A 26,041-nucleotide genomic window follows, 5' to 3' on the forward strand; every position below is an offset into this window, starting at 1 on the left:
TGATTGCAAGGCTTTTTGCTTTGTGGTGGGAAGTATCAGAGTGAGGAATTTTTTGGAGGGAGTAGAAGTGATAGCTAGAAATTATCCAATTCTATTTCCATTTACCCTGTGGGTACGTGTTTATTTCCATTGACAAGGAGTTTGTGAGAATAGAAACGTCCCCACCTTATAGATGAATTTCAAGCAAGGTTTTGGCTGTGGAAGTCAGTAGAAGTTGATTGATACAAATAAACGAATAAAAGTCATTTTTATATAAACATAAACTAAGTGGATAAGGATGTAGAGCAAGCCATTCATTGACAGATTTGGGATTTTTGACTGAAATTCTATAATCGTTTGAACTGTTCAAATTATTAGATAGTTTATATCTAAAAAATTGATTTCAATCATGATATAATAAATGTAGAATTTTTTAGAAGGGAATTATACAATGGGTGGTGCAAAACGACTGTTAACAATATTTTTACGTCTTCAAGCTGGAGAGTACGTGACCAAAGCTGAGTTAGCTGAAGAATATGAAGTCAGTGAAAAAACGATTCAAAGAGATTTCTCTTTTTTTGGATAGTTTTGTTGAGTCACAGCCATTTTTCATTGGTGAGCTAGAATACATGCATTCTACTTATAAAAGAAATTTTAAGAAAAAATCACGGTTCAATAAAAAAGAAATCTTGGTCATTTCAAAGATTTTGCTAGAAAATAGGGCACTAAACAAAGAAGAAAATGATGCACTATTAGATGGACTATTATCATTACTTTCTAAAAATGATCAGAAAGAAATTGAATGAGTTTCATAGAAAGTATTATGGAGGAACTTCGTTTAATTTGACTATAAAAGATATACAAACATTGATGAGAGGAAAATCGATAGGTTGGACAGATGCCAACTTAGAGTATTCACATGTGATTTCTTTAGATGATGAAGCTAAAACGTATTTGATAAATATGGTAATGGAAAATGGAAATGGAGATTAAAATGGTGTTGAAGGAAAACTATAAAGATTTATTTCACATATCGCTTGAAGACTACGAAAAAGCTGCCGTCCACTATGATGAGTATTTAGCGATTTTTCATGACTTGGTGAATGGAGATGTTTTTGATCGCGATAATCTACGAATACGGATTGAGGATTCAAACCCATGGAAAAAGTCTGGCTATTTTGAAGGTGAGTATGAATTTAATAGTTTGGCAGGTACAGATTGTGATATTCTAGCTCCCCTGTTGATTGAGAATATTGAAAGTCTTGAACAATCAGAAAAAAAGGACGCCAAAACGATTGTACAAGATAGATTTAAAGATTTTGAACATGCTTTTGATGGCAATTTTATTAATCCACGAGTTATTTTGTTAGGGATTAATCCTAAAATGTCCTCCAAGCATGATTCGTATGGGTTAGAAAATACTGTTTACAAAGAACCGTTTGATGCAAATCGTTCAATCCTCAAAAATGCTTATTATTACGGTGACAGCAGTATTTTCTATGCTAAAATGCAAAATGATCATACCTTCAAAAAAATTCACTCCGAAATGATTTGTAAAAAGGACAAAGTTACGCCCGTAGCTCTTTGGGAATTTTTTCCTTATGCATCTGAAAAAGAAACTGTCTGGCAGAAAGACTACCCTATCTCTAAACCGCTGAAACAATATTTTCAATTAAAAAAAATATTGCCAAGTCAAATCTGGATGGTATGCTTGCTAACCTATGCCATAAGGTCTTCAGAAAAACTCTTTTTGTTTTTGAGAAAGAATAACAAGGAATTCCGAAATAATTTTTTAAACAAATATTTTGAAGTAATTCATGTATTGGAAAATAAACAGATAACAGTTCTATCAAAGAAATCAGGCTCATCGAAATACCTCTCAAAAGGTAATGTAAAACCATTCATTAAGGGAACATCAACTAATGTTCGAACTGACACAGTTGAAAACTTCTTTGAGGATCTATGGGGCATTCCATCTAGTGCTAAATAAAAGAGTATAAGTGATATGACAACGATTGATTTTAAAAAAGTATACGAAGAAGAGTTTTTGAAACTAAATGTTAAGCAAAAAGAGGCCGCTGAAACAGTGGAGGGACCTATTATGGTTATTGCCGGTCCTGGTACAGGTAAGACACAGATTATTGTACGAAGTTGGCTGAAATGATAAACAAGCCTTCCTGGGAATTCAATTCGAAGAGATGTGTCAGGTATTGGATACCATAACAATTGCGGAAGCTGGGCGGATAAGTGTAAAATTTTTAGAGGGAACTGAGGTAGACTTGTAAGTGACTGTGACCGAAAGGTTGCAGTTTTTTCTTGTTTTAGTGGTATAATAAAACTAATTTAAAGAATGATAAAAGGATATTTCTATGAATACATACGTTACAAATCTTGATTTGAACAAAGTTTTTGATGAGTTTATTATCAATGATATACAGAAGAAGGTTGGTGAGATCATTACGACTAGCTCAGATGAAACTGTAGAATGCCTAATCAAGTATGTTCTTAAGCATTTCAATATTTATGATTCCTGTGTTACTCCCAAGATTTCTAATTTTTATAGTAAACATAAAAAATTTACTCGCTTTATTTTAGTAACAATTTCGCTAGTATATTCACCTAATAGCATAAAAGAAATGATAGAAAAGTATGAATTTAATGTATCGTTAAAATGGCAAATTGAACATATCATACCTCAAAATCAATATTATAATAAATTTAATTCTAAAAATTCTAGACTAAAAAATCGCATTGGAAATCTTGGATTATTGTCAAATGTTACCAATGTAAAAATAAGTAATCAATCTTTTTACAAGAAATGTAGGGGTCTTTCGGCTGAGGAAAAAGAGTTGAAGGTTAATGAAGTTTTTCAAATTGCAAAGACAAATTTATCTAAAGCAGATATACTGGCACGTGAACAGTGTTTTAATAATTATATATTTGAAATATTTTTTAAAAATAATGGCTTATTACTGAAGAATAAATTTAGAGAGTACATTGAAAATTAAGTGCAGTGAGCATATCGTTATTATCTCTAAAAAATTAGTAGGTGGAAAATGGGTAAGTGGACTTGTCAATGTGGTTATCCAATGAATGACCCTACCGCTCCAGATCCGAATGCTTTTTCAATATATTCGGATGAGTTGTGGGAAGAAATACCAGATACTGCAGATGAAAATAATAAAATTGATTACTATGATATTTCTGATGCTTCTTACTATGCTTGGCAATGCCCTAATTGTCACAGTTTGATGGTATTCGGTGAGGATGAGAATCCTAATCGTTATACATTTTATAAATGGATAGATTTAGATAGTAGTGAAGAAGAGCAAGCAGATCAAGCTACTGTTCAAAGTTCATCAGACACAGTTTACAGAGTTGCATCGGTCACTTTCTCAGAGTTTGGTGAGGAATATTCCTATATCTGTGATGATGAATCAATCAAGGAAGACCATTATGTGGTTGTACCTGTAGGTATCAATAATGTCGAAAAAGTTGCTCATGTTGTAAAAGTACATCAGGCTACCCAAGAAGATATCTCATATCCAATTAACAAGTTGAAACATGTGATAAAGCGTTATTCGGATTTTGATAAAGAGAGTGCAGAGAAAATTGCAGCTGAGTTAGTAACGTCAGGTCGATGTTTGAAAATAGATGATTTTTCTAAATCAGTAGCAGCAGACGAGTATTTTGATGTTTTGCACAATAAACTTGGACACTGGTGGTTGGAACTCAATGGCGTTCCTATTCCAATGAAAGTTCTCCTATTGAATACCAACTATGAGAAGTATCATGTTGACTGTGCTGTACATATCAAACCCCACAATATTCACTATAGTACTTTCCAATCGTTGAAGTTATGTACCGACTTTGAGATTGACGCTTCACGCTGGGTTGATGTTATTTCTGATGAATATATTTGGGGAAATTCCTGGGAACTTGATGGTATCCAGTTTGGGATAACCTGTCAGGAATCATCAGAGGAAGATGAGGTAACACTTGGTAAATACAGCCGTGTTCCATATTATGATAGATGGCATTCAGATTGGAGCGATAAATATGGCTTCAATGTAGCATGGAAGCCTTTTGAATCGGATGAAGACTTATCGGTAGATTTTTATATTTCTTAAAAAGATTTTAGTTTATCATATTAATGAATTCATGCTAAGTCTTAGAGGGGAAACGCGAACATTACATGATAATAGTACATGTTTCACAATGGAGTAGTATATCATATAGTGATAAGGAGTTACAGATTTGGGTGAGGTTAATTTAAAAATCGATGGCATTTGGTGTTCAAAAAGTATGGAAATGCCCCCTACGCTACTATGGCATGAAAAATTTGAAAGTTACCTATTGAAACGAAGAGTGGTTTGGGAGAGACAAACGAAAAAACGTCCTAATCTCTTTATTGGAGCAGTCTATAAAGATATAATACTATCTCTTGTTCTAATTGAACATAGGCATAAAGGAACTTGTATTTGTTGTGAATGAACGCATTTATCAGATTTAAAAACGAAGTAGTTTAACATGGTTGCATAAAATGTTTAAATATTATAGTTTAGTGAGAAAGAATTTATGAGAAAAGAAAAATTATTGTCAAATAAAGAAATTATTGAAAAACTAGATAGCAATATGAATTTAGAGTTATCTTTAGCAAGTCTTGAATTATATCACAGCAATTTTATTGCATATATTATTAAAAACTACCAAGAAATCCCTTTAGTATTTTTAAAAGATTTCATTGATATTGAAAATGTTAAAATTGAAAGAGTTGAACGAGAACGTAAAAATATTGATCTAACACTACATCTCAATGATGGTACAAAAGTGATTATTGAAAATAAAATGAAAGATTACCCTAATCGTGAACAGCTTGAAAAATATTCTAGGGATAATCCGGATGTCAAACTAAAAGTACTATTAGTCCCGTTTAAAATAAATAATACAACTTTACCTAAGGATTGGAAGATTATTCACTATAGAAATATTGTCGAATACTTAGATCACATCAAGGGCAGTCAGTTTGCAACTTTTATAGATGATTATAAGAATTTATGCACATATTTAGAGGTACTATTTAAATCTATCAATACGAACATTTCAACTTCAAGATATGGAGATATATATCCATTAATGAATGAAGCCAAAAAACTCCGTCTAGATTCAGCTATTGAGAGAATTTTTAGAAATTCAATGTTGGATAAGATAGATTCTAAATTTAAACCTTATTTCGGTCGTGGGACAGGCAAACATTACTTTGGGGGTATAGTCCATCTTGACGAAAACTTTAGCATTGATGTTCAACTCGAAAAAAATGACTATCGCCATAAACTAAATATACCAAGGGAAAAAGTAAGAGATAGTGCTTTTATTATGGCTAAAGAACTAAAGGATTTGAACTATGTCTTTAATTTTAGTAGTCATTTAGAACCTAGAAGGGGTGGAGAATGGAATCAATACGGTTTAGGCAGATTAGAAAAATCATTTGATGTTTACAATTCACCTTTGAAATTAAAAGCAAATGCTAATGGACTTGATATATATACATATGCAAAAATTCCAAATGAATTGCCGAATCAACAAATTGTTGATCTAATCAATCGTGATTTGCATTCTTTTGAAAGAAATAAATATGAAATACTAGAGGTTATTTATAAGTATATTAATGAGTGATGTAAGAAGTTTTATTATTATTCTAGCAACTTTAATAAATAAATTCCGTTTCAAAGTACAAATCCAAAATCACTGTCACTCTCTTTTCGTCTATTAGTATAGAAGAAAGCTCTCAGCACATGTTGAGGCGGTAAGTTTGCTAGTCAAGGCGTGAAGCAACGAAGAGTAGCTTTTACTTCCACCCATGCGATAGCTGTCGCAGAACATAGTGATGCGGTAACAGCGAACCGCTGAGTGTGTCGCTCTGCTCATAAAAGCCTAGAAACCTTGAATGAAAGGGATACTGAAAAGCCTTGATTGCAAGGCTTTTTGCTTTGTGGTGGGAAGTATCAGAGTGAGGAATTTTTTGGAGGGAGTAGAAGTGATAGCTAGAAATTATCCAATTCTATTTCCATTTACCCACCTAAAATTTTTAGAATATGTTAATTAATGTGCAAAATTAATGTTACTGCTTGCAAAAACTATTTATTATTAATAGAATGGAACAGATTGGATGGTAAAGGTATGATTAGAAAATTTCAAAAAGAAGATATTGAAACAATAGTTCAACTTTGGTTGACTGTCAATGTTGAGACCCATGCATTTATTCCAGCTGAGTATTGGGAATCAAAAATTGACTTTGTAACATCTCAGTTATTAGGTGCAGAGATTTATGTTTATGTTTTTAAAGAAAGAATTGTTGGATTCATTGGAATGCAAGGAACATATCTAGCAGGAATTTTCATTTCCAAAGATTTGCGTAGTAGTGGTTTTGGTAGGGAGTTGCTTAATTTTGTAAAAGCAATTCATCCAACGCTTCAGTTAAATGTATATCAAAAAAAACAAAAAGCAATATCATTTTACCTGAGAGAAGGATTTTCGATTATTTCAGAGAACATAGATGAAGATACTCAGGAAGTAGAATTGTTTATGTCATGGACAAATTTGTAAGGAAGGATGAATAATGTCAAAAGAGATTAATATTAGACCCTTTATTCAAAAAGATTTTCAAAGGCTTTGCCAAATTCATGATCCTGCACGTCAAGAAGAATTGGATTTAGCTAACTTATCAGAAGCATTTATTCCGCTTAGTATTGCTGCTGATAGGGAAGGGTTGTTTGATTACCAGATTCTTGTGGCAGAGATGGAAGGATTTGTAGTTGGTTTTGTTGCATTTACAGATGATGAACTAGCATGGTTATATGTAGATAGGGAATATAGTCGGCTTGGGATTGGAACGAGTTTAGTGAATGTTGTTCTCAAAAAGATGCATGAACCTATATCAATTGAAGTTTTAAATGGAAATACCCCAGCACTTAATTTTTATCAAAAATTTGGTTTTGAAATAGTAAAAACAGAAAGTGGACAAATGCCAGGAAATGAAGAGTTCTCAGTTACCGTGCATATATTGAGAAAGTGAAGTAGCAATGATTGAACGCCTAATATGTAACTTTAGAGCTGAAAACTATTGTCATTTGAATTGGTTTTGATTTATCGTCACTTTCGGATTTTCGTACTCTACATAAGTGTCTTTCACTTCAGTTCTTTGTCTAAAAGAAATTCATTCATCGATAGAATATTGTCCTATTAATATATACAAACGATAGATTAGAAGCAAAAAAGAGCCGCGAAAGCGACTCTTTTTGGTTTTAAATGATTATCCAACAAATTCGTTGATTTCTTTTTCGATGTTGGCGATTTTTTCTTCTGCTTCAGCAAGTGTTTCACCGACTGTTGCGATGTAGAATTTGATTTTTGGTTCTGTTCCCGAAGGACGAACTGCAAACCAAGAATCATCTGCCAAGGTGTATTTCAAGACATCTGATGGAGGAGTAGTGAGTTTTTCAACGTTTCCATCTTTGTCTGTCTTAGTTTGAAGGGCAAAGTCCTCAAAGACCGTGATGTCCGTTGCGTTGAATTGTGCTGGTGAGTTATCGCGGAACTTAGCCATGATTGCCTTGATTTGCTCTGCACCGTCTTTACCAGAAAGGGTAACTGAAATGGTTTTCTCAGCAAAGTAGCCGTATTCCTTGAAGATTTCATCGATACCGTCAGCCAAGGTCATGCCACGTGAACGGTAGTAGGCAGCAATTTCAGCCACCATAAGCACAGCCTGGATAGCATCCTTGTCACGTACAAATGGCTTAATCAAATAGCCAAAGCTTTCTTCGAAACCAAACATGTAAGTATGGTTGTGTTTTTCTTCGAACTCTTGGATTTTCTCAGCGATGAATTTGAAACCAGTCAAGACGTTGAACATGGTAGCGCCGTAGCTTTCAGCAATCTTAGTTACCAACTCAGTGGATACGATTGACTTAGCAAGGGCAGCATTTGCTGGAAGTGTACCTGCTTGCTTGTGGGCTTCAAGGATGTACTTAGCAATGATAGCGCCGATTTGGTTACCAGAAAGGTTCCAGTATGAACCATCAGCCTGACGAACTTCAACACCAACACGGTCAGCGTCAGGGTCAGTTGCAAGAAGGACATCTGCACCGACTTCACGGCCCAATTCTTCTGCAAGGGCAAATGCAGCTTGGCTTTCTGGGTTTGGAGATGCAACTGTTGAGAAGTCTGGGTCAGCAGTTGCTTGAGCTTCCACAACTTGAACAGACTCAAAACCAGCCTGTGCAAGAGCACGGCGAGCCAACATTTCACCAGTACCATGAAGCGGTGTGTAGACAATCTTCATGTCTTTACCGTATTCAGCAATCAATTCTGGGTTGATGTTGAGGTCTTTGAGTTCTTCAAGATATTTAACATCAGTTTCTTCACCAAGAACTGTAATTAAGCCATTTTCCTTGCTTGCTTCAAGGTCAGCCAATTCAACTGCAAATGGATTGTCGATGGCACGGATAAAGTTCGTAAGAGCATCTGCATCAGCAGGAGGCATTTGTCCACCATCTTCACCGTAAACCTTGTAGCCGTTGAATTCTTTCGGGTTGTGGCTTGCAGTTACCATGATACCTGCGATGGCATTGTAATGACGCACAGCGAATGACAACTCAGGAGTTGGACGAAGGCTTTCAAATACATAAGATTTGATACCATGTGCTGCCAAAACTTGAGCTGATTCAAAAGCAAATTCTGGCGAGAAGTGACGTGAATCGTAAGCGATGGCAACACCACGCTTTTTAGCTTCTTCACCTTTTGATTCTACCAATTTTGCCAAACCTTCAGTAGCTTGACGTACAACGAAAACGTTGATACGGTTGGTACCTGCTCCAATGTAACCACGCATACCGGCCGTACCAAACTCAAGGTTTGTGTAGAAGGCATCTTCTTTTGTTTTTTCATCCATTGCGACTAATTCTTCACGCAAGTAGTCTGGAAGGTCCGCAAAGTCGAGCCATGTTTGATAGGTTTCTTGATAAGTCATCGCATATCTCCTTAAAAATTTTTCTATTAAACGCTTTCATTATACCATGTTTGAAAAGAAAAATCACGCTTTCACGTGATTTTCTGATATTTATTTTTGAACTTTCTGTAAAACTGGAACGATAGCTATGGTTAAGAGACCGGAGATGGTTAATTCTGCAATAGAATTGAATGAGACGATACTAGCTAGTAGCAATTTTATATCCCCAGCATATACATTAGAAAATAGGAAGAAGATACCAGTCAAGACAAAAATTGTATTTGTCAAGGTACCAGTAAGACCTGCTAGTAGGAGCCCCTTTTTGTTTTTCATCAATTTGTAAACAAAATATGGTGTAACTCCGATTAAAATACGTGGAACTAAGGCAATCAGGATAGAATTGAAGTTTCCATGTTCTACGAAAGGAGAGAAAACATAACTCATCGGTGAAATGATTATGCTATTGCGGATGATACTCATTATTCCCATAAAACCACCCAGTTGTGCCCCTAAGCGTGGACCGTAAAGAATGGAAGCGATGATGATGGGAATATGTGTAATAGTCGGTTTTATTGGCAAGATAAAATTAGCAAAAATCATCTGGCTGACCACTTCAATGACAATCATGATTGTTAGAAATATTGCAAGAGTAGCAACATCCCTGGATTTATTTGTTTTCATTTAGAACCTCCATTACTTTGTTTAGAATCACATCAATCTCGGCCAGAGCACCTGTACCAAAGTCGCCGCAAGCAAGCAGGGCTTCACGCGGTTTGATTTCCTCAAAACCATACTCTATGAGGGTTTTGAGATTTTTCTGGGTAGCAGGATTAAGGTACATGTTAGTATTCATAGCAGGTGCCAGCAGTTTTTTAGTACCAATTGGCAGAGCCAGAGCTGTTGCCGTAATAATGTTGTCAGCCATACCATTAGCTAATTTAGCTATCGTATTGGCAGAAGCAGGGGCAACTAAAAATACGTCTGTTTCTTTGGCAATATCGATATGCTTGATAAGAGTAGGATTTTCTTCAATCATGACATCTGTGTGAACCAGATTTTTTGACAAGGATTGGAGAGTCAAAGGTGTGATGAAGTCCATAGCAGAGCGACTCATGAGGACTGTAACCTGATGACCGAGCTTGGTCAATTGGCTAGTTAGGTCAGCTGCTTTGTAGGCTGAAATAGAGCCAGTAACGGCAAGTGTGATATTAGCCATTTTGTTCTCCTTTTTCTAGGGTATTTAAAATGAGCTGAGCAATTTCATCTTTTGTCTGTGCTTGAATCTCCCTTGTTTTATCAACTAAATAGGCAATGTGTTGATTTTCTCCAATATCCTTCAAGTCATTAGCAAGTATATAATCAGCGCCATTTCGTTCAATGCTTTGGCGAGCTACGGCAAATAATTCCTCTTTAGGAACATTAACCAATAGTTTGAAGCCAAAGAGTGTGATAGCTGGATTCCATTTTTTTACATAGGAAATGACCTTGGGAGTTTTTTTCAAGAAAAGAACTTGGTAGTCATCCTTGGATGAAATCTTACTTTCTGTATTCTGTTTTTTTAGTAGACTAGAAATGTCTTTAGTTGCTCTTATTTCATCTAAACCAGCCATATAAATAGGTGTATAATCGGATACAGCCATGCTATGAATCAGAGCCTGATGTGTTTTGACTAAAGGTTCTAATGTTTCTTTCAAACTATCAACATTTGTGATTTCGATAATGGTTAAATTCTTCTGAGAATCTGGTTTAACAGCCTGTCTTGTAGTCACAAGAGTAACTTCATGACCGCGTTTCAAGGCTTGTTCGGCAATGATTTTTCCAAGATTTCCAGAAGCATGGTTTGTAATAGCGCGGACTTGATCGATAGCTTCGCTTGTTCCGCCTGATGTAATCAATAGTTTCATGTTCATATTTTACTAGAATTTCTATTTTTCGTAAAGTTTGCACTAATCGATTTGCTAATCAATCTGTGACACTGGAAAATGATACTGCTAATACAAAAAAATATAAGGACATGTACTATCGTCATTTAGTTTTTCTTTTATTACTTCGTTAACTCGCCTTGCCTAACTTCAGTTATGCCTGCGGCTCATTGCCTCGTATTAAAAGTAAACTAAAAGACTATAAAAGTGAAGTGCTTTATGCAAGCGGTCGTTTGCTTGCTCATCAAGGCAATTTTTAAAGGAATACTGACTCTCTTTTGAAAAAACTAACTAAAACCAGTCTCTTAGATGGAAGTGTAGAGCTTGATGAGAATGCAGTTTTTAAAAATTTGTATCTGTTTAAGTAAGGAAACCTGTAGTTTTTCTGAAAATTCCGTACGTTAGTGAATAAATATTAAAAAATATGCGAAAATAAGCTGTAGTATGGTATAATGTCCATAAAAAATAAGGAATTTAGGAGCTCTCATGAAAACAGATATTGAAATTGCACAAAGTGTGACCTTGAAACCAATCACAGAAATCGTTGAAAAAGTTGGTATCAGCTTTGATGATATTGAACTTTATGGAAAATACAAGGCAAAATTGTCTTTCGATAAAATCAATGCCGTTAAGGAAAATGCACCTGGTAAGTTGATTTTAGTAACAGCTATCAACCCAACGCCAGCTGGTGAAGGCAAGTCGACTATTACTATCGGTTTGGCAGATGCCTTGTCTAAAATTGGCAAGAAAACCATGATTGCCCTCCGTGAGCCTTCTTTGGGACCTGTCATGGGGATCAAAGGTGGAGCAGCAGGTGGTGGCTATGCTCAGGTCTTACCTATGGAAGACATCAATTTGCATTTTACAGGCGACATGCATGCCATTACCACAGCAAATAACGCCCTTTCAGCCTTGATTGATAACCATATCCATCAGGGGAATATGATTGGCATTGATCAACGTCGTATTATCTGGAAACGTGTTGTGGACCTCAACGATCGTGCCCTTCGTAAGGTAACAGTGGGATTGGGTGGTCCGCTCAATGGTATTCCTCGTGAAGATGGATTCGATATTACCGTAGCTTCTGAAATCATGGCGATTTTATGCTTGGCAACAGACATTGATGACTTGAAAGAACGTTTGGCAAATATTGTGATTGGTTATCGTTTCGATCGCAGTCCTGTCTACGTGCGTGATTTGGCGGTGGAAGGTGCTTTGACTCTTATTTTGAAGGACGCTATTAAACCAAACCTTGTCCAAACCATCTATGGCACGCCAGCCTTTGTCCATGGCGGTCCATTTGCTAACATCGCCCACGGCTGCAACTCAGTCCTCGCTACCACAACAGCTCTGCGTTTGGCCGACTATACTGTCACAGAAGCAGGATTTGGTGCTGACCTTGGAGCAGAGAAGTTCCTTGACATTAAGGTGCCAAACTTGCCTAAGGCTCCTGATGTTGTGGTGATTGTAGCAACCCTGCGTGCGCTTAAAATGCACGGTGGTGTAGCTAAGACAGAACTTTCTACTGAAAATGTAGAGGCAGTGAAAGCTGGTTTTTCTAACTTGAAGCGTCACGTTGAAAATATTCAGAAATACGGTATTCCAGCAGTCGTTGCTATCAATGAATTTGTATCTGACACAGCTGACGAAATTGCCGCTTTGAAGGAACTTTGCGCTGAAATTGGCGTACCTGTCGAGTTGGCAAGTGTTTGGGCAAATGGCGCTGATGGTGGTGTTGAATTGGCTGAGACAGTTGTTGCTACTATTGATAACCAAGCAGCAAACTACCAACGTCTTTACAAGGCTGAGGATAGCTTGGAAGAGAAAGTGACCAAGATTGTTACGCAGATTTATGGTGGCTCAGGTGTGGTTTTCGAGAAGAAGGCTCGTAACCAGCTGGCTGAATTTGCTAAGAATGGTTGGGACAAGTTGCCAGTCTGCATGGCCAAGACCCAATACAGCTTCTCAGATGATCAGTTTGCCCTTGGAGCGCCGACAGACTTTGACATTACAGTCCGTGAATTTGTTCCAAAATTAGGAGCAGGCTTTATCGTTGCCTTAACAGGTGATGTCATGACCATGCCTGGTTTGCCAAAAGCACCCGCAGCTCTCAACATGGATGTGGCGGCAGATGGGACAGCTATCGGCTTGTTCTAACAAGAATATAAAAAATCCGCTCAAATGGAAGTATGACATTCAGCAGTTTAAGAAAATCTGAGTTCATACACCTTATAAGAGCAATAAAAAACGGCAAATCGCCGTTTTTTATTTATCTTTTCTGTCAGAATAAGTATCCCATATAAAATTTATTAAAGTTACTGATGAATTAACAACTAGTGTAGCATATCTTGATGGTAGTTCCGTAAAAGCAAGCCCCTTCCCATGACCATCTCCCTTATCGTTTCGCAGATTATTTATACCGCTGACTATCTGATTCAATCCGCTCAAAACTCGTTTTACATCATCATTATTTTTAGCCGATATATTGTGATTAGCATCAAGATTTAATAACCTAAATACTTTCTTTTGAAGAGTTGAAATATTATCAGAGTTATTATACTCAATATTTTCACGATCCAGTATATGCTTGAAGCATGATTCCAATAGCTCCTTTGCCTTACCGATTGAATCGGTAGGAGATTCTTTTATCATATTTAACATAATAGAAATTTGCTTATCTATATAAGAACTATCAAAATAAGAAGATAAACTTTGCGTTGTCTCTGAAAAATATCCAGTAGCAACATCTTGGTATAATAAAAGACGCTTCTTTAGTTTTTCTGCCTGAATGGTTCTTTCATCACTTTTTTCCAGTGAGGAATCGGGAAGATTTTCATAGTATTGAAGTAAATCTAAAGATAGTTTTAATACTAAATCATCAGGACCTTCGTCAACAAATGATTCAAAAGACTTTCCTTTGGATAACTGATATTTTCCTTGAATATCAATACCTATAGAATGAAAAGTGAAACTGCTAAAAGTTGAGTTAGAGAAGTCAAGAACATAGCCACCATTATTGAAAAATATTTTAATAAAGGTTTTATCTTGAAAATCAATTTTCATTTTGTGTATCCTTTTGAACTATTTCTTAAATAATTCAGACAAAAATTCTTCTTTCAGCATACTCAAGTTAAAAATATATTGAATGTGCCCAAATGCTTCTGAAAGCGGTAAATGAGCCGTTTTCCAACCTTGTCCATCTGTCACCCAAACAAACTCAACATCATCTTTTGAGCTTGTAACAAACTGACTAAGTTCTGTAAATTCGCCAGCGACTGCTTTTAACTTACTTCCTCCTCCGCCATAATAATTTGTTTCAATAAGCCAAACCTTGTGCTGTTCTCCTGAATAAACAGCCACATCAAAACGTCGTTCAGATTTATCAACAGGAACGTCAATATTCCAATTTGATTTTATAAATTGAGCGGTTGCTTGTGCCTTCCATTCTAATCTTTGTTCTTGAGATATTTTAGCAACATGTCGCTCTAAGATACCCTCCATAGTTGTACCACTACGATTTTTACGTGCATTACTATCAAGACCAGCCTCAACACCATACACATAGTCAACTAAAGAGCGATTGGCCTTGTTTTGGAGAAAATCTAACAAACCAGACTGTTTCATAAAGTCTACGTAATCTGAGATGCGGTTTATGTCAATTCTAGAGAAGTTTAACTGCTCAAAACTCATATTATCTTGGTTATCAATAGTCAAAATATCTAGAATATTATCTCTACTAGCAATCAAACTTGGAACAGCTTTTAGTAGTTCAGGTTGTTTGGCAAATAACATAAGAGCTTCATTACAAATATCATCTTTGCCTATTAGGTAATTTAGAGTATTTAATTCAAGTTCAAATTTTCGTGTTTCTCGCTCGACTTTCGCCCAATTGACGTAATATTCTGGCGTTCGATTGGTTACAGATAAAGTTGATAAAAAAGCATTAAGCCTTTTATCAGAGTCTAAATTGATATAATTGTCAAATTTCATATATGCTCCTTTATACTTTCTTTGTCTAGTCTGGATTTAGCAATCTTCAAATAATCTTTTTCAGCATCAATTCCGATAAATTTTCTACCTAGTCTCTTAGCTACGACTCCAGTTGTTCCACTGCCGACAAAAGGATCTAAAATGTAGTCATTTTCCTTTGTGCTGGCTAATATTATTCGCTCCAAAAGATATTCCGGTTTCTGTGTTGGATGTTTACCAGCCCATTTTTCAGATTGTTTGGTTAGTGAGCCTGTCCACACATCTTTCATCTGTTTCCCATCATTCAGTTCTTTCATTAAATCATAGTTGTAATAGTGACGGGCTTTCTTATCGTTTTTTCTTGCCCATAATATTGTTTCGGTAGAATGGGTGAAATAACGACAGGATAAATTGGGTGCAGGGTTGGTTTTCTGCCATGTTATATTATTCAGTATCTTAAAACCTTCTTGCTCCAATGCCATACCAACAGAGTAAATATTATGAAAACTTCCTGAAACCCAAATAGTGCCATTAGGCTTCAAAACTCGTTTGGCCAGTCGAATCCATTTTCGATTAAACTCATGTTTTTCTCCGAGTGATGAAATTTTATCCCAATCTCCTTTATCAACGGAGACAACTTTTCCGCCAGAATTAGACATGCCTCCATTACTTAAAAAATAAGGGGGATCAGCAAAAATCATATCCATACTTCCAGGTTTCATTTTTTCTAAAAAATTGAAAGTATCAGCATGAACAAGAATAGCATTTTCTTTGTGATAGTATGGTTTAGCCATTAAAACTCCTCCATACTTATATTCGTTATTTGACATAGTTTGTTACAATAATTTCTGAAATTTTTCCACGGCTAGATGATTTTGCGCCATTAGTTCGAGTGGCTTCTACTTTATGAATATAAAAATCTTTGTAGAGTTCTTCAACAATAGGACTAGATGAATTAGATAACATAACATATGCGCCTTTTTCATCTAGCTTCATGAAAGTATCCCTGAGGCGAACTTGGTCTTCGTAAGAAAAACCTTCGTGCGTATAAGATGTAAAGGCGCTTGTTTCTGATAGAGGTATATAGGGGGGGTCAAAATAAACAAAGTCGCCAACCCTCACGTCCTCAACAGCTTCTTCAAAATCTTTGTTCAAAATATGAATATCATTATCGTTCAGATATTTTGAAATAGATAAGAGTAATTCACCGTCAACAATTTTAGGATTTTTGTACCTACCGTAAGGTACATTGAACTGATTTTTAGAATTAACACGATATAAGCCGTTAAAATCTACTCGTAACATATACATGATACGAGCAGCACGTTCAACACCGGTCATTTTATCAATTCTACCGTCTCTGTCAGCTGAGCGCAAGTCTAGATAATACTCTTTGGAATTATTTTCTTGATGTTTCGCTAATAACTCGATAAGAATTTGAGGATTTTTCTTTATTTGCTGGTAGCAGTTGATTAATTCGCTATTAAAATCATTGATATATGCTTTCTTTGGAGCTAAATCAAAGAATAACGCGCCTCCACCAACAAAGGGTTCAAAATAGTTGTTATATTGGTCTGGCATGAGTGATTTAATCACCGAAAGTAATTGACGCTTTCCGCCAGTCCATTTCGTAAAAGGCTGTAAAGTCGATTGACTTTTTAGTAATAATTTCATAATGACATTATACCATACAACGACCAGGGTTAGAAGAATTGTCTTAGCTCAATTCCTCTACGCTATAGACCTCCGCAGTAACCTCTAGCTTATCTAGGCGTCCTTTAAATTGTTCCGCTAAATGTCGAAAGAAGTCGTCATCCGTCTCAATCTCCAAAATCTCAATCAAAGCCTTGGCGGTATCTGTTAAATGAAAAGCACTGTATTCAAAAGTTATTCGTTCATCAGAATCAGTGGAGAAAGTCAGAACTAAGTTATCATTTTGGAAGCCAGACAGTTCGCCTTTTTCTACAATCATTTCATGCCTGCCACCGCCCGAAATCAAACCGTATTCTTTCAGCCTTGAAATATCATTGCCTTTGACGCCATACTTGGTGAATAAATCCAGAAAATCGGCATGAGAAATCAGGTAATAGTCCAAAACATATTCATTCGAAAGCTCGTCAAAGGATTCATCATAAAAAGTAAATGGTGCGATTCGCTTAAACAGATTCAGTTCATCTTCTGAAAAGCGGTTTAGTTCTTGCTTGATTCGCTTGGAATTGCCTGTTGCTTTTGAAACTAACTCTTCCAAAGGGTGGGAGACCACTTCCGTTTCTTGGCTGAAATCCAGTTCGATATATCCTTGGTGTTTGTTGTGCTGGCAAGCCAAGGCGTAAAATAGACATTCTGCTAACAATAAATAAGGTCGCTCGGCATGGTTGAGCTGGAAAGATTGCTTCAAACCCAAAAGAATGGATTTTGGTAAATTTTGTGCTTGTTCTAATAAGTCAAAGAAGTCTTCTTGCGTTTTCTGTAATTCAAACTTATTTTCTCGGTAGTTGGTGTCGCTTAATCTCTTTTCAGTTTTGAAAATGTAAGCTGAAAAACCTGCTTCATCTATCTCATCTTGGACGATTCCGTAAAGGGTTCGTCCTTTATTTTGCCCTGTGAATAATTTATTGAAAGTTGTATCAGATAAATAAGCCAGTGAATCTTCATGAAGAGTAACTGCCAAGCCGACACTTACTTTCTTGCGGTCAGACCAGACCGTTTTGTTGGCATTTTTCAAAACAATGGAAAATAAGGCTGGGATTGTAAACATAAACACCTCCGAAATTGGCAAGATTTTGACATAGATTTTGGCAACATTTGGCACTTTCACTTTGATAAACTTTAACCATAAGTTAGCTAACTTACCAAAATTATATCAAAGGAGAACGCTTATGTCACTTACACCTTCTATTCGTCGAAACAAAGAAGTCCAAGCACTTCAAACCATCGCCAGCCCATATCAAATGGAGGTCGCAAGAAAGCTCAGTCAAAACATGGCAGACAACCAAGCAAGGGAGCTTCTGGCGACAGACATTCTCTACAAAGTGGGGAATCTAGCCTTGATTAAAGCTGAAATCCTGAAAAACAATCCAGAAGCTCACGCTTATACAGATTATATTCTGAGAGCTTTCACTCACTATACTACGCAATATTTGAAATAAGGAGGTGTTTATGAACATTTATTCTTGGATTCTGATAATAAGTGGCGTTATCTTACTCTTTATTTCTGCTCTAGGGGCATACTTTGAAGCATTGGACAAAGAAAATCAGCCAAGCTATACAGAAGAAGAAATCGCATTGGCAGAATATCTTGAAAAGAAACAAGCAATTAACGGAATTTACCTAGAAGCTGTCGCCGAAATCTTACGCCACCAAAAGCGATAGAATTACTACTTGGACTAGACAAAAGGACAAAATATGGTGAAATATACTACTGTTAACCCGTCCAAAATCTATTCCAATCGCTCCAAAAGCAGGACAAAGCCAAATTTCAATTTTTGGCAATCTTCCTGTATAACTGAAATCAGAAAGGAAACCAGTCATGAAGAAACTACTCGCTTACATTCTCGGATTCTTTGCCTGTGCTTGGCTTGTCAATCAAGCGGTTAAATTGGTCTTGGAAGTCTGGCAAGTGTTGTTTTTGGGGGCGGTGTTTGTCTTTGCTGGTTGGTTTGCCTTTCGGATTATCAAAATTAAGAAAGATTGGAGGTAAGTATGAAGCGACACTTTAACGCCTTGTCGTGGAGTGAATGGACTTGGCAACGTCCGTTTTCAGAAGAAGATGTCAAAAGTCTGCTTGGTCAGTTGGTCGGTCTGACTCGGCGAAAGAGTCTTATTTTTGAAGTTCGCTTGAAGAGAAACCATGTGCGGTATCTTTTAGGAACAGAAGAACAAGATAAACGGCACGTTCATCAATTGATACAATCACACCGACAGATTCAATTTTCTAAAGCTCCTAAGCGTGAAAAAATATCAGTTGCCCGATTAGTTCAGATTAAGCAGTCACATTATGCTCTAAAAACAGATTCGTTAGAGAATATGATTCGCTCTAGTTTGACACTGTCAAAAACACTCCAACCAGATGAGGAGATTGTTCTTCAGCTAATTCTTGGCTCTGGCTCTCCACCAAAGCCACAACCTAAAGAATTACCGAATTTGTCTGCTCGCTGGTATCAGGTTATCACAAATAATATTCCTGAACTCTCGGAAAACTCTAAAAAGCTCATGCGTCAGAAGTTAAATCAATCAACTTTCAGATGTGAAATTAGGCTTGGGGCAAACTCACGCAGTATTTTGCGGACGAAAGAGTTCTTTTCAAGCCTGCTCAGTAGCTTTCGGATGTTGGAAACTCACGCCACAATCGAGCTAAAACCAATCTCGGCTTCAAAAACCAATCAAGCCCAACCGTCTTGGTCTTTCCCGTATAGCCTAGCTACTGCTGACCTCGCTTGTTTCTTGCTTTTGCCAGTTGGTAAAGAAAACATGGACGGCGTACCGAATGTTCACCCAAAACTCATCACGCCACCGCTTGGCTACAATTTGAACCACAACAAGGCGAGAAGTTTTGGTCAGACTGTCGAAACTCAGCCAAGACCGCTTCAAATTTCCAGCCAATCCGCCAAGAAACATTTGTTTCTACTTGGAAGCACTGGAACAGGTAAAACCACAGCCATGAGTCATTTGATTTTATCTGACATAAAATCCAAGAAGCATAGTGTAGTTGTAATTGACGCCAAGGGGCAATTAACGCATGAACTGCTTGAACGAACTCCAGCCGAACATGATGAAGACATAGTGGTTATTTCACCAACCGCCAAGCGAATTGTTGGCATTAACCCCTTTGAGCTGGCAAACTATGGAATCGAGCCTGAAGTTATCGCAGATTATCTGTTAGAGCTATTCAAAGGCTTATATCCAGAGCATTTCGGAATCTACTCTTTAGATATTCTGTCGCACGCTTTCTTAACTTTGGCACGGATTCCAAACAGTTCTTTGGTGATGTTGCCTAGCCTTTTAACCAATAAGCATTTCAGAAATAAGCTGTTGAAAAATCTCACAGACCCAATCGGCTTAGAAAGTTTTTGGTCTTGGTTTGAACTGTTAAGCGAAGCCCAACGCCACCAGATGTTAAACCCGATTTTGAACAAGTTTCGCCAGTTTTTACTTCGCCCGCAACTCAGGGCTATGCTTGGACAAGCTCAACCAAAATTCAGTTTGGCAGAACTCTTCCAGGGCAGAAAAATTGTGCTAGTGCCATTAAACAAGGCGGTGATTGGTTCAGAATCCGCCAAACTTATTGGAAGCCTTGTCACTTCAATCTTGTGGATGCTTATTTTGCGACAGTCTTCGGTTGAGCCAAGCAAACGCCAGTCCGCTTTCATTTATGTCGATGAAACACCGAGCTTTCTTGGAATCCCTAACGCCAATCTGGACGAAGCACTTTCACAATCTCGCCAGTTTAATGTTGGCTGGGCGATAGGCTTTCAGCACTTGGCACAGATGTCTTCAAACCTCAAAGCAGGAATTGAATCAAATACTGCCAATAAAATTGTCTTTGGCTTGAATTTGAACGAAGCTAAGGAAATGGCAAAATCCACATTAGAAGTTGCCAAAGAAGATTTTTACAGCCTGCCGCCATTTTGGGTATATTCAAGAATTGAAACCTCGCCCAATACCTATCGTTGGGTAATTGGCAAAACCTATCCGCCAACGCCTAGGATTCGAGATAGTCGCACGCCTTATCTAAATAGTCTTATCAAATACGGACAAAATGTGGACGATTTAGAGCGAGGATTTCAGGCTTTTACTTACCAAGAAAAACCACAAACGACTGACTCTCTGGACGCTTTAGGACGAAAAAAGCGTTCCAATCGGTCTTCCAATCGTGTTGATGAAGAAGATTCTTCCAGCCCTGTAAAATAAGCCTTTCTGCCCTCAATTGTCACACGACTTACTGCGTAACTTAGCACATTTTACCAGCCAACCTTTAAGGAGAACAAAACAGATGAAATGGAATCAATTAACCACACAAGATATTCAAATTTTATACTTTCTTAATCAAGCTAGATATGCCACCACCAGCCAGCTCACCAGACTCTTTTATTCAGACAGCGACAAACCAGAAACCGCTATTCGCCGAGCCAACTTTACAACACAAAGACTATTAAAAGCTGGCTTGGTTTCACACCTCAAACGCCGAATCGGTGGCGTTCGCAAAGGCTCTGCTTCCTATGTTTGGCAAATTACTTTTCAAGGTTTGAAGCTGCTGAAAAGCCAAGATGAAACGATTGTCTTGCGTTATAAAAACCACTATGAGCCCAGCCAACACCATGTCGAACATACCTTGGCAGTCACGGAAATATTCGTTGAAACTATGGAGACCGTTCGAAATTCCGACCAGCTATCACTTGAAACCTTTTCTTTCGAGCCGAACTCTTGGCGAAGCTACCAAAAACTTTCTGGCTTAGGTATGACTTTGAAGCCAGATGCTTATTTGGAGCTAGTCAGCCAAGAATACGAAGACCACTATTTCATTGAACTGGACCGAAGCACTGAAAGCCTAGCCCGCATAATAAACGCCTGTAAAAAGTATATCGAATACTATCGCTCTGGTGTCGAACAACGCCAGCATGGAGTTTTCCCATTTGTGCTTTGGATAGTTCCAGACGACAAACGAAAGCTGGCAATTTCAAAGGCTATTCAAGCGGAACTTTATAACTTTTGGGAATTGTTCACCGTGATTACTCTGGACGACTACCAAAACTATATCAAAGGAGGGATTGATGAACTTGAAAAATCAAGATAAAGACTCCATAATCAGCTCGCACACCAAGCACGAAAAGAAGCAAATCGGTCGAACTACTTACTTTATCTGCCACTATTTTACCGGAAATCGTCCGCTTGAAAATGTCATAGAAAGGCTGATTTTAAGTGATAAATCACTACTTTAACAGTAGTAAAAATGGTATAATAGAAGTATAAGGTGTGTGAACTCCAAAAGGAGAAAACACATGAACAGAACTTTGACAATTTCAGATTATAGACAAGTAGATACTTCCAGACTGTCGGATATTACGGTTGTTTATTGCCGTTTGAGCCAAGACGATGGATTGGACGGCGACAGTAACTCCATTATCAATCAGAAGAATATTCTTTTTGAAGTGGTAGCCAGAGAAAAACTGCCAAATCCAGTCCTTTTCGTTGATGATGGCTTCAGCGGAACGAATTTTGACCGACCAGCTATTTCAGAAGCGTTGCGGTTGGTGGAAAATGGACAAGTTTCAAACTTCATCGTTAAGGATTTAAGCCGTTTAGGGAGGTCTTATATCAAGGTTGGGCAACTAACGGAAATTACTTTTCCGAGTTTTGATGTCCGATTTATCGCCCTTAGTGACGGTATAGATTCAAACAAGCCAAATGAAACCAACTCCATTTTCCTACCAATCAAGAGCCTCATGGATGAAATGTATGCGGCGGACACCAGCAAAAAGATTCGAGCTGTCTTTCAAGCCAAGGCGAAATCGGGTGTGCCCGTCACGACCAACCCACCTTATGGTTATCTTAAAGACCCAAGTAGCCCTAAAAACTGGATAATAGACCCTGTTGCCAGCGAAGTTGTGAAACGGATTTTTCAAGAAGCTAAAAGCGGAAAAAGTCTTTCAGAGATTGCGAAAGGATTAGAAAACGACAAAGTTTTCAAGCCAGACCGTCACCGAATCGAAATTGGCTTGAAGCCCATTTCTGCTAGTCCAAATGTGGAGGCTCTGCCATATTTTTGGACTCGGGAAACACTGAGTGCTATTTTAGGGCGTGAAGAATATCTTGGTCATACCATCAACCTTCGGACGCGGACAAAATCTTATAAGGACAAAAGGTCTGTTAACCTTCCAAGAGAAGATTGGCTGATTTTCAAAAATACCCATGAAGCAATTATAGACCAAGAAACTTTCGATATTGTCCAGAAAATGCGAAGCCACAAGCGTTCGAATCAGCGGTATAAAAATCGACTTGGACATGAAAATCTGTTTGCGGGACTGGTCTTTTGCGGAACTTGTGGGCGGAAACATTACTTTTGTCCATTTGAGAGCAAGACTGGACTCAATCACGACCACTACAAGTGTTCTGGCTACCACAGACCAATTGACGGGTGCGAGAATCCGCACTACATTCAGAAATCTGCCCTAATTGAGATTGTGAGCGACAAACTCCGCCAGACCATTTCTGAAGCTCAGCTTGACCGAGAAAACTTTTTGAAGAAGTTAGAGCAACAGAGTCAGGCTCAATTCAGCAAGGATAACAAACGCCAGCGTCAACAACTTCAAAAAGACGAACACCGCTCCAAAGAAATCGACCGTATTATTCAACAGCTTTACGAAGACAATCTACTTGGAAAAATTTCAGATGAACGCTTTGTGAAGTTAAGCCAGACTTATGAAGAAGAACAGGAGCAACTTCAAACCTCCATTTCTGACTTAACAGAAAAACTCGCCAAACAACAAGAAGATAGCTTAAATATCTCCAAATTCATGACGAGAATTTCCAAATATACACAAGTTTCAGAATTAACCGTTGAAATGATAAATGAACTGATTGACAAGATTGTAATTCACAAGCCAACTGGCACGAAACGCAACCGAATCATCCAGATAGACATTTATTACAATTTCATCGGAAAACTAAACAACGAAAAAGCGAGTCAGGCGGACTGACTCGCTACTATTAACCCCTAATAACTAAACTGCTAAATGTCAGCTCGGCTAAGGCGGATTTTTTGTCTATTCAGATAGTTTCTCAACCGTTTGATAGGCAAGTAAGCCAAGGAAAATACTCAAGATAGGAAACACCGTCTGGAAGATGCCCGTGTTGAATGGTGAATTAAAGAGAAAATGGATTCCAAAGCTTGCACCAATCCAAAATACTCCCTGTGCTTTTGACATACCTGTATTTTTCGTGAGAAGGGCTACTAAGCCAATGGCAAAGAGAAGCGTGAAAACCCAATGGGCCCAACCAGCTTGGCCAACGCGTTCAAGAATGGTTTCAAAGCCGTCTAATTTATTCATGAACATGTCTCTAAAAACAAAGGTGATGTCTTCCATGATTTGGAAACCTAATCCAACAATCACTCCGCTTACCAATGCATTTTTTAGTGTCATTTTTCTACAAATAAGCAGTACAAGTAGAACAGTTAGCCCTTTTCCGATTTCTTCTGCCAATGGACCTGAAATAGCTGCGCCCCAGTCATTTAGGAAATTATTACTAGCTTTAACGATTTCGAGCAGGAAATATCCGATAGCTGTATGTCCCAGTTCAGAAAAAGAGATGCTACTTGTTAAGCCTAAAAGCCAGCTAAGCCCTATAACTTGTTTGGAGATGTTATAGCGTTTAGCTAAGTAATATGTCAGTACCAGTAGGGGGATGATGTAAATAGCGACCAAGGAAATTGTGAGGAGAAAGAGAGGATATTTAGCTTCCATGCCATTTGGCTTACCTAATTCTCCAAAGATAATTTTGCAACCGTTGACAAATCCAATCGTTGCTAAGACGACTGGAAGATAGGTTTTACACATTTGAAATTTTTCTTTCATAGTTTTACCTTTCTGTATTAATAAACTAGTGTACGGATACATTATATCAAAAATAAGTACATTTCGTCTATTATTCACCTATTTTTTATCTAAAGCTTCTCAGTTATTGTAATGTTTTTTCCTGCAACTAGGACTCCATAATAGAGCCGTAGCAGAATTGTGCCAAAAATTTTCTTTTTTGATAGACTAATGTTGAAAAAATAAAAGGAGTATTTTATGGAACAATATGATTTAGTAGTCATTGGTTTTGGAAAGGCTGGTAAGACCTTGGCAGGTAAGCTGTCAGCAGCTGGAAAAAAGGTTGCCTTGGTTGAGGAAAATCCTGCTATGTTTGGCGGGACTTGTATCAATATTGGCTGTATTCCAACCAAGACTCTCTTGGTAGCAGCTGATAAAAACTGGACTTTTGAGCAGGTAATGGAGCAAAAAGAAACAGTCACCACTCGCTTGAGGAACAAAAACGAGGCAGTCTTGAAAGGCAGTGGTGCTAGTTTGTATCAAGGACACGCACGTTTTGTAGCTGACAAGATTGTGGAAGTATCGGCTGGTGAGGAATCCATTCAACTAACTGCGGAAACCATCGTCATCAATACAGGTGCTAAGTCGCGCGTGCTTCCAATTCCAGGTTTGTTGGATACAGCTCACGTTTATGATAGTACAGGCATTCAGAACTTGGAAACTCGTCCTAACAAGTTGGCAATTATCGGTGGTGGTAACATTGGATTGGAATTTGCTGGACTTTACAGCAAACTCGGCAGCCAGGTGACGGTATATGAAGCCAGCTCTGCTATTTTACCAAGAGAAGAGGAAGTGGTTGCCAAGCTAGCCAAGGAGTACATGGAAGAAGCTGGCGTGACTTTCGTGCTCGGAGCAAACATCGAACAAGTGGCAGCAACAGGTGATCAAGTTGCTGTGACAGTCAATGGTCAAACAGCAATTTTCGACGCTGTCCTCTATGCGACAGGTCGGGTGCCGAACACTGCTGACTTGGGCTTGGAAAATACGGCGATTGAGCTTTTGGGAAATGGTGCTGTTAAGGTGGATGACTACTGTGAAACCACTGTTCCAGGTGTCTACGCAGTGGGCGATGTCAATGGCGGTCCACAATTCACTTACACATCCCTAGACGACTTCCGTATCGTTTTCGGCAAGTTGACTGGGACTGGAACTTACAGCTTGAGTCAACGTAAGTCAATCCCAACTAGCGTCTTTATCACGCCTGTGCTTTCTCGTGTCGGTCTGACCGAGAAGGAAGCCAAGGAAGCAGGTTACGACTACATTGCCAATGAATTGCCTGTCGCTAATATGCCACGTGCCCATGTTAACAATGACCTAAAAGGAATTTTCAAGGTTATCGTGGATAAGGAAAGTAAGCTTGTTCTGGGGGCGACTCTCTTTGGTCGCAATTCAGAGGAGCTGATTAACTTGATTGCTATGGCGATTGACAATAAGATTCCTTATACCTACTTCAAAACACAGATTTTCACTCATCCGACAATGGCTGAGAATTTGAATGATGTCTTTAATTTTTAAATAGTCGGGTGTATTAGATACTGAACAATAGAAAAACAGATGCTCGCTGCTTTGTG

The 26,041-nt window shown here is 37.9% G+C and carries 27 protein-coding genes; 17 read left to right on the forward strand and 10 right to left on the reverse strand.

The genetic code is table 11. From position 1 onward, the window contains the following. Nucleotides 1-430 precede the first annotated feature (430 nt). The 9 genes from NOL38_RS10465 (at nucleotide 431) to NOL38_RS01780 (ending at nucleotide 7,054) form a co-directional block, all read left to right on the forward strand. Nucleotides 431-565, forward strand: coding sequence for an HTH domain-containing protein (locus NOL38_RS10465; RefSeq protein ID WP_341829386.1), 135 nt, complete (start codon nucleotides 431-433; stop codon nucleotides 563-565). Continuing rightward, entirely contained in the window at nucleotides 516-785 is a 270-nt protein-coding gene (locus tag NOL38_RS01745) for a hypothetical protein (RefSeq protein ID WP_341829387.1), read from the forward strand. Before NOL38_RS10465 ends, NOL38_RS01745 begins: the two co-directional genes overlap by 50 nt. Before the next feature lie 176 nt (nucleotides 786-961). Next, nucleotides 962-1,969 (forward strand): hypothetical protein, encoded by a 1,008-nt coding sequence (locus tag NOL38_RS01750; protein ID WP_277941190.1) that lies wholly within the window; start codon nucleotides 962-964, stop codon nucleotides 1,967-1,969. 15 nt (nucleotides 1,970-1,984) lie between these two features. Then, nucleotides 1,985-2,143, forward strand: coding sequence for a UvrD-helicase domain-containing protein (locus NOL38_RS01755; RefSeq protein ID WP_277941191.1), 159 nt, complete (start codon nucleotides 1,985-1,987; stop codon nucleotides 2,141-2,143). 205 nt (nucleotides 2,144-2,348) lie between these two features. After that, entirely contained in the window at nucleotides 2,349-2,987 is a 639-nt protein-coding gene (locus tag NOL38_RS01760) for a GmrSD restriction endonuclease domain-containing protein (protein ID WP_277941192.1), read from the forward strand. Between the two features lie 48 nt (nucleotides 2,988-3,035). Further along, a complete protein-coding gene (locus NOL38_RS01765) occupies nucleotides 3,036-4,109 on the forward strand; it encodes a DUF8617 domain-containing protein (protein WP_277941193.1) in 1,074 nt (357 codons plus the stop codon). 448 nt (nucleotides 4,110-4,557) lie between these two features. Continuing rightward, nucleotides 4,558-5,655, forward strand: a complete 1,098-nt coding sequence (locus NOL38_RS01770; RefSeq protein ID WP_277941194.1) for a hypothetical protein — start codon at nucleotides 4,558-4,560, stop codon at nucleotides 5,653-5,655. Nucleotides 5,656-6,159: 504 nt separating this feature from the next. Continuing rightward, nucleotides 6,160-6,585: a GNAT family N-acetyltransferase gene (locus NOL38_RS01775; protein ID WP_277941195.1), complete on the forward strand. Its 426-nt coding sequence runs from the start codon at nucleotides 6,160-6,162 to the stop codon at nucleotides 6,583-6,585. Nucleotides 6,586-6,598: 13 nt separating this feature from the next. Continuing rightward, nucleotides 6,599-7,054 (forward strand): GNAT family N-acetyltransferase, encoded by a 456-nt coding sequence (locus tag NOL38_RS01780; protein ID WP_029749749.1) that lies wholly within the window; start codon nucleotides 6,599-6,601, stop codon nucleotides 7,052-7,054. A gap of 237 nt (nucleotides 7,055-7,291) precedes the next feature. On the opposite strand, the gene NOL38_RS01785 is transcribed toward NOL38_RS01780, so the two are convergent. The 4 genes from NOL38_RS01785 to NOL38_RS01800 form a co-directional block, all read right to left on the reverse strand. Continuing rightward, complete coding sequence (locus NOL38_RS01785) at nucleotides 7,292-9,010, reverse strand: phospho-sugar mutase (protein WP_277941196.1); 1,719 nt, start codon at nucleotides 9,008-9,010, stop codon at nucleotides 7,292-7,294. A 90-nt stretch (nucleotides 9,011-9,100) separates the two neighbouring features. After that, nucleotides 9,101-9,670: an ECF transporter S component gene (locus tag NOL38_RS01790; protein WP_015646942.1), complete on the reverse strand. Its 570-nt coding sequence runs from the start codon at nucleotides 9,668-9,670 to the stop codon at nucleotides 9,101-9,103. Beyond that, entirely contained in the window at nucleotides 9,657-10,205 is a 549-nt protein-coding gene (coaC, locus tag NOL38_RS01795) for a phosphopantothenoylcysteine decarboxylase (RefSeq protein WP_172093631.1), read from the reverse strand. The genes NOL38_RS01790 and coaC overlap by 14 nt, the downstream gene beginning before the upstream one ends. Next, nucleotides 10,198-10,893, reverse strand: a complete 696-nt coding sequence (locus NOL38_RS01800; protein WP_248041245.1) for a phosphopantothenate--cysteine ligase — start codon at nucleotides 10,891-10,893, stop codon at nucleotides 10,198-10,200. The genes coaC and NOL38_RS01800 overlap by 8 nt, the downstream gene beginning before the upstream one ends. A 504-nt stretch (nucleotides 10,894-11,397) precedes the next feature. Between NOL38_RS01800 and NOL38_RS01805 the strand changes: the two genes are divergently transcribed. After that, the gene (locus tag NOL38_RS01805; RefSeq protein ID WP_141587844.1) at nucleotides 11,398-13,068 is read left to right on the forward strand and encodes a formate--tetrahydrofolate ligase; all 1,671 of its coding nucleotides are present in this window, start codon (nucleotides 11,398-11,400) and stop codon (nucleotides 13,066-13,068) included. 108 nt (nucleotides 13,069-13,176) lie between these two features. Here the strand turns inward: NOL38_RS01805 and NOL38_RS01810 are convergent, their stop codons facing one another. From NOL38_RS01810 to NOL38_RS01830, 5 genes are read right to left on the reverse strand one after another with little or no spacing between them, the layout of a single operon-like run. Further along, nucleotides 13,177-13,974: an abortive infection family protein gene (locus tag NOL38_RS01810; RefSeq protein ID WP_044679970.1), complete on the reverse strand. Its 798-nt coding sequence runs from the start codon at nucleotides 13,972-13,974 to the stop codon at nucleotides 13,177-13,179. 18 nt (nucleotides 13,975-13,992) lie between these two features. Beyond that, nucleotides 13,993-14,901: a type II restriction endonuclease gene (locus tag NOL38_RS01815; RefSeq protein WP_044679971.1), complete on the reverse strand. Its 909-nt coding sequence runs from the start codon at nucleotides 14,899-14,901 to the stop codon at nucleotides 13,993-13,995. Then, the gene (locus tag NOL38_RS01820) at nucleotides 14,898-15,710 is read right to left on the reverse strand and encodes a DNA-methyltransferase (protein ID WP_044679973.1); all 813 of its coding nucleotides are present in this window, start codon (nucleotides 15,708-15,710) and stop codon (nucleotides 14,898-14,900) included. The genes NOL38_RS01815 and NOL38_RS01820 overlap by 4 nt, the downstream gene beginning before the upstream one ends. Beyond that, nucleotides 15,700-16,554, reverse strand: a complete 855-nt coding sequence (locus NOL38_RS01825; protein ID WP_044679975.1) for a DNA adenine methylase — start codon at nucleotides 16,552-16,554, stop codon at nucleotides 15,700-15,702. Before NOL38_RS01825 ends, NOL38_RS01820 begins: the two co-directional genes overlap by 11 nt. Before the next feature lie 43 nt (nucleotides 16,555-16,597). Beyond that, the gene (locus NOL38_RS01830; protein WP_277941197.1) at nucleotides 16,598-17,638 is read right to left on the reverse strand and encodes a hypothetical protein; all 1,041 of its coding nucleotides are present in this window, start codon (nucleotides 17,636-17,638) and stop codon (nucleotides 16,598-16,600) included. Nucleotides 17,639-17,759: 121 nt separating this feature from the next. Between NOL38_RS01830 and NOL38_RS01835 the strand changes: the two genes are divergently transcribed. The 6 genes from NOL38_RS01835 to NOL38_RS01860 all read left to right on the forward strand — a co-directional run bounded on the left by NOL38_RS01835 (nucleotide 17,760) and on the right by NOL38_RS01860 (nucleotide 23,576). Beyond that, complete coding sequence (locus NOL38_RS01835; RefSeq protein WP_172062744.1) at nucleotides 17,760-18,029, forward strand: hypothetical protein; 270 nt, start codon at nucleotides 17,760-17,762, stop codon at nucleotides 18,027-18,029. Nucleotides 18,030-18,039: 10 nt separating this feature from the next. Then, nucleotides 18,040-18,252, forward strand: coding sequence for a hypothetical protein (locus tag NOL38_RS01840; RefSeq protein WP_044689939.1), 213 nt, complete (start codon nucleotides 18,040-18,042; stop codon nucleotides 18,250-18,252). Nucleotides 18,253-18,409: 157 nt separating this feature from the next. Continuing rightward, entirely contained in the window at nucleotides 18,410-18,580 is a 171-nt protein-coding gene (locus tag NOL38_RS01845) for a hypothetical protein (protein WP_171992880.1), read from the forward strand. A gap of 2 nt (nucleotides 18,581-18,582) precedes the next feature. Next, nucleotides 18,583-20,790 (forward strand): type IV secretory system conjugative DNA transfer family protein, encoded by a 2,208-nt coding sequence (locus NOL38_RS01850; RefSeq protein WP_277941198.1) that lies wholly within the window; start codon nucleotides 18,583-18,585, stop codon nucleotides 20,788-20,790. A gap of 82 nt (nucleotides 20,791-20,872) precedes the next feature. Further along, nucleotides 20,873-21,673 (forward strand): replication-relaxation family protein, encoded by an 801-nt coding sequence (locus NOL38_RS01855; protein ID WP_277941199.1) that lies wholly within the window; start codon nucleotides 20,873-20,875, stop codon nucleotides 21,671-21,673. A gap of 205 nt (nucleotides 21,674-21,878) precedes the next feature. Continuing rightward, a complete protein-coding gene (locus NOL38_RS01860) occupies nucleotides 21,879-23,576 on the forward strand; it encodes a recombinase family protein (RefSeq protein WP_277941200.1) in 1,698 nt (565 codons plus the stop codon). Between the two features lie 66 nt (nucleotides 23,577-23,642). Here the strand turns inward: NOL38_RS01860 and NOL38_RS01865 are convergent, their stop codons facing one another. Beyond that, a complete protein-coding gene (locus tag NOL38_RS01865; protein ID WP_014735960.1) occupies nucleotides 23,643-24,452 on the reverse strand; it encodes a PrsW family glutamic-type intramembrane protease in 810 nt (269 codons plus the stop codon). 216 nt (nucleotides 24,453-24,668) lie between these two features. On the opposite strand from NOL38_RS01865, the gene NOL38_RS01870 reads away from it, so the two are divergent. Next, nucleotides 24,669-25,985, forward strand: coding sequence for an FAD-containing oxidoreductase (locus tag NOL38_RS01870; RefSeq protein ID WP_277941201.1), 1,317 nt, complete (start codon nucleotides 24,669-24,671; stop codon nucleotides 25,983-25,985). Nucleotides 25,986-26,041 lie beyond the last annotated feature (56 nt).

It is taken from the genome of Streptococcus suis, from assembly GCF_029616525.1.
GTDB classification, from domain to species: domain Bacteria; phylum Bacillota; class Bacilli; order Lactobacillales; family Streptococcaceae; genus Streptococcus; species Streptococcus suis_AF.

Coding starts and splice junctions, on each gene's coding strand:
- NOL38_RS10465 (WP_341829386.1), top strand. CDS start 431: ATGGGTGGTGCAAAACGACTGTTAACAATATTTTTACGTCTTCAAGCT.
- NOL38_RS01745 (WP_341829387.1), top strand. CDS start 516: ATGAAGTCAGTGAAAAAACGATTCAAAGAGATTTCTCTTTTTTTGGAT.
- NOL38_RS01750 (WP_277941190.1), top strand. CDS start 962: ATGGAGATTAAAATGGTGTTGAAGGAAAACTATAAAGATTTATTTCAC.
- NOL38_RS01755 (WP_277941191.1), top strand. CDS start 1,985: ATGACAACGATTGATTTTAAAAAAGTATACGAAGAAGAGTTTTTGAAA.
- NOL38_RS01760 (WP_277941192.1), top strand. CDS start 2,349: ATGAATACATACGTTACAAATCTTGATTTGAACAAAGTTTTTGATGAG.
- NOL38_RS01765 (WP_277941193.1), top strand. CDS start 3,036: ATGGGTAAGTGGACTTGTCAATGTGGTTATCCAATGAATGACCCTACC.
- NOL38_RS01770 (WP_277941194.1), top strand. CDS start 4,558: ATGAGAAAAGAAAAATTATTGTCAAATAAAGAAATTATTGAAAAACTA.
- NOL38_RS01775 (WP_277941195.1), top strand. CDS start 6,160: ATGATTAGAAAATTTCAAAAAGAAGATATTGAAACAATAGTTCAACTT.
- NOL38_RS01780 (WP_029749749.1), top strand. CDS start 6,599: ATGTCAAAAGAGATTAATATTAGACCCTTTATTCAAAAAGATTTTCAA.
- NOL38_RS01785 (WP_277941196.1), bottom strand. CDS start 9,010: ATGACTTATCAAGAAACCTATCAAACATGGCTCGACTTTGCGGACCTT.
- NOL38_RS01790 (WP_015646942.1), bottom strand. CDS start 9,670: ATGAAAACAAATAAATCCAGGGATGTTGCTACTCTTGCAATATTTCTA.
- coaC (WP_172093631.1), bottom strand. CDS start 10,205: ATGGCTAATATCACACTTGCCGTTACTGGCTCTATTTCAGCCTACAAA.
- NOL38_RS01800 (WP_248041245.1), bottom strand. CDS start 10,893: ATGAAACTATTGATTACATCAGGCGGAACAAGCGAAGCTATCGATCAA.
- NOL38_RS01805 (WP_141587844.1), top strand. CDS start 11,398: ATGAAAACAGATATTGAAATTGCACAAAGTGTGACCTTGAAACCAATC.
- NOL38_RS01810 (WP_044679970.1), bottom strand. CDS start 13,974: ATGAAAATTGATTTTCAAGATAAAACCTTTATTAAAATATTTTTCAAT.
- NOL38_RS01815 (WP_044679971.1), bottom strand. CDS start 14,901: ATGAAATTTGACAATTATATCAATTTAGACTCTGATAAAAGGCTTAAT.
- NOL38_RS01820 (WP_044679973.1), bottom strand. CDS start 15,710: ATGTCAAATAACGAATATAAGTATGGAGGAGTTTTAATGGCTAAACCA.
- NOL38_RS01825 (WP_044679975.1), bottom strand. CDS start 16,554: ATGAAATTATTACTAAAAAGTCAATCGACTTTACAGCCTTTTACGAAA.
- NOL38_RS01830 (WP_277941197.1), bottom strand. CDS start 17,638: ATGTTTACAATCCCAGCCTTATTTTCCATTGTTTTGAAAAATGCCAAC.
- NOL38_RS01835 (WP_172062744.1), top strand. CDS start 17,760: ATGTCACTTACACCTTCTATTCGTCGAAACAAAGAAGTCCAAGCACTT.
- NOL38_RS01840 (WP_044689939.1), top strand. CDS start 18,040: ATGAACATTTATTCTTGGATTCTGATAATAAGTGGCGTTATCTTACTC.
- NOL38_RS01845 (WP_171992880.1), top strand. CDS start 18,410: ATGAAGAAACTACTCGCTTACATTCTCGGATTCTTTGCCTGTGCTTGG.
- NOL38_RS01850 (WP_277941198.1), top strand. CDS start 18,583: ATGAAGCGACACTTTAACGCCTTGTCGTGGAGTGAATGGACTTGGCAA.
- NOL38_RS01855 (WP_277941199.1), top strand. CDS start 20,873: ATGAAATGGAATCAATTAACCACACAAGATATTCAAATTTTATACTTT.
- NOL38_RS01860 (WP_277941200.1), top strand. CDS start 21,879: ATGAACAGAACTTTGACAATTTCAGATTATAGACAAGTAGATACTTCC.
- NOL38_RS01865 (WP_014735960.1), bottom strand. CDS start 24,452: ATGAAAGAAAAATTTCAAATGTGTAAAACCTATCTTCCAGTCGTCTTA.
- NOL38_RS01870 (WP_277941201.1), top strand. CDS start 24,669: ATGGAACAATATGATTTAGTAGTCATTGGTTTTGGAAAGGCTGGTAAG.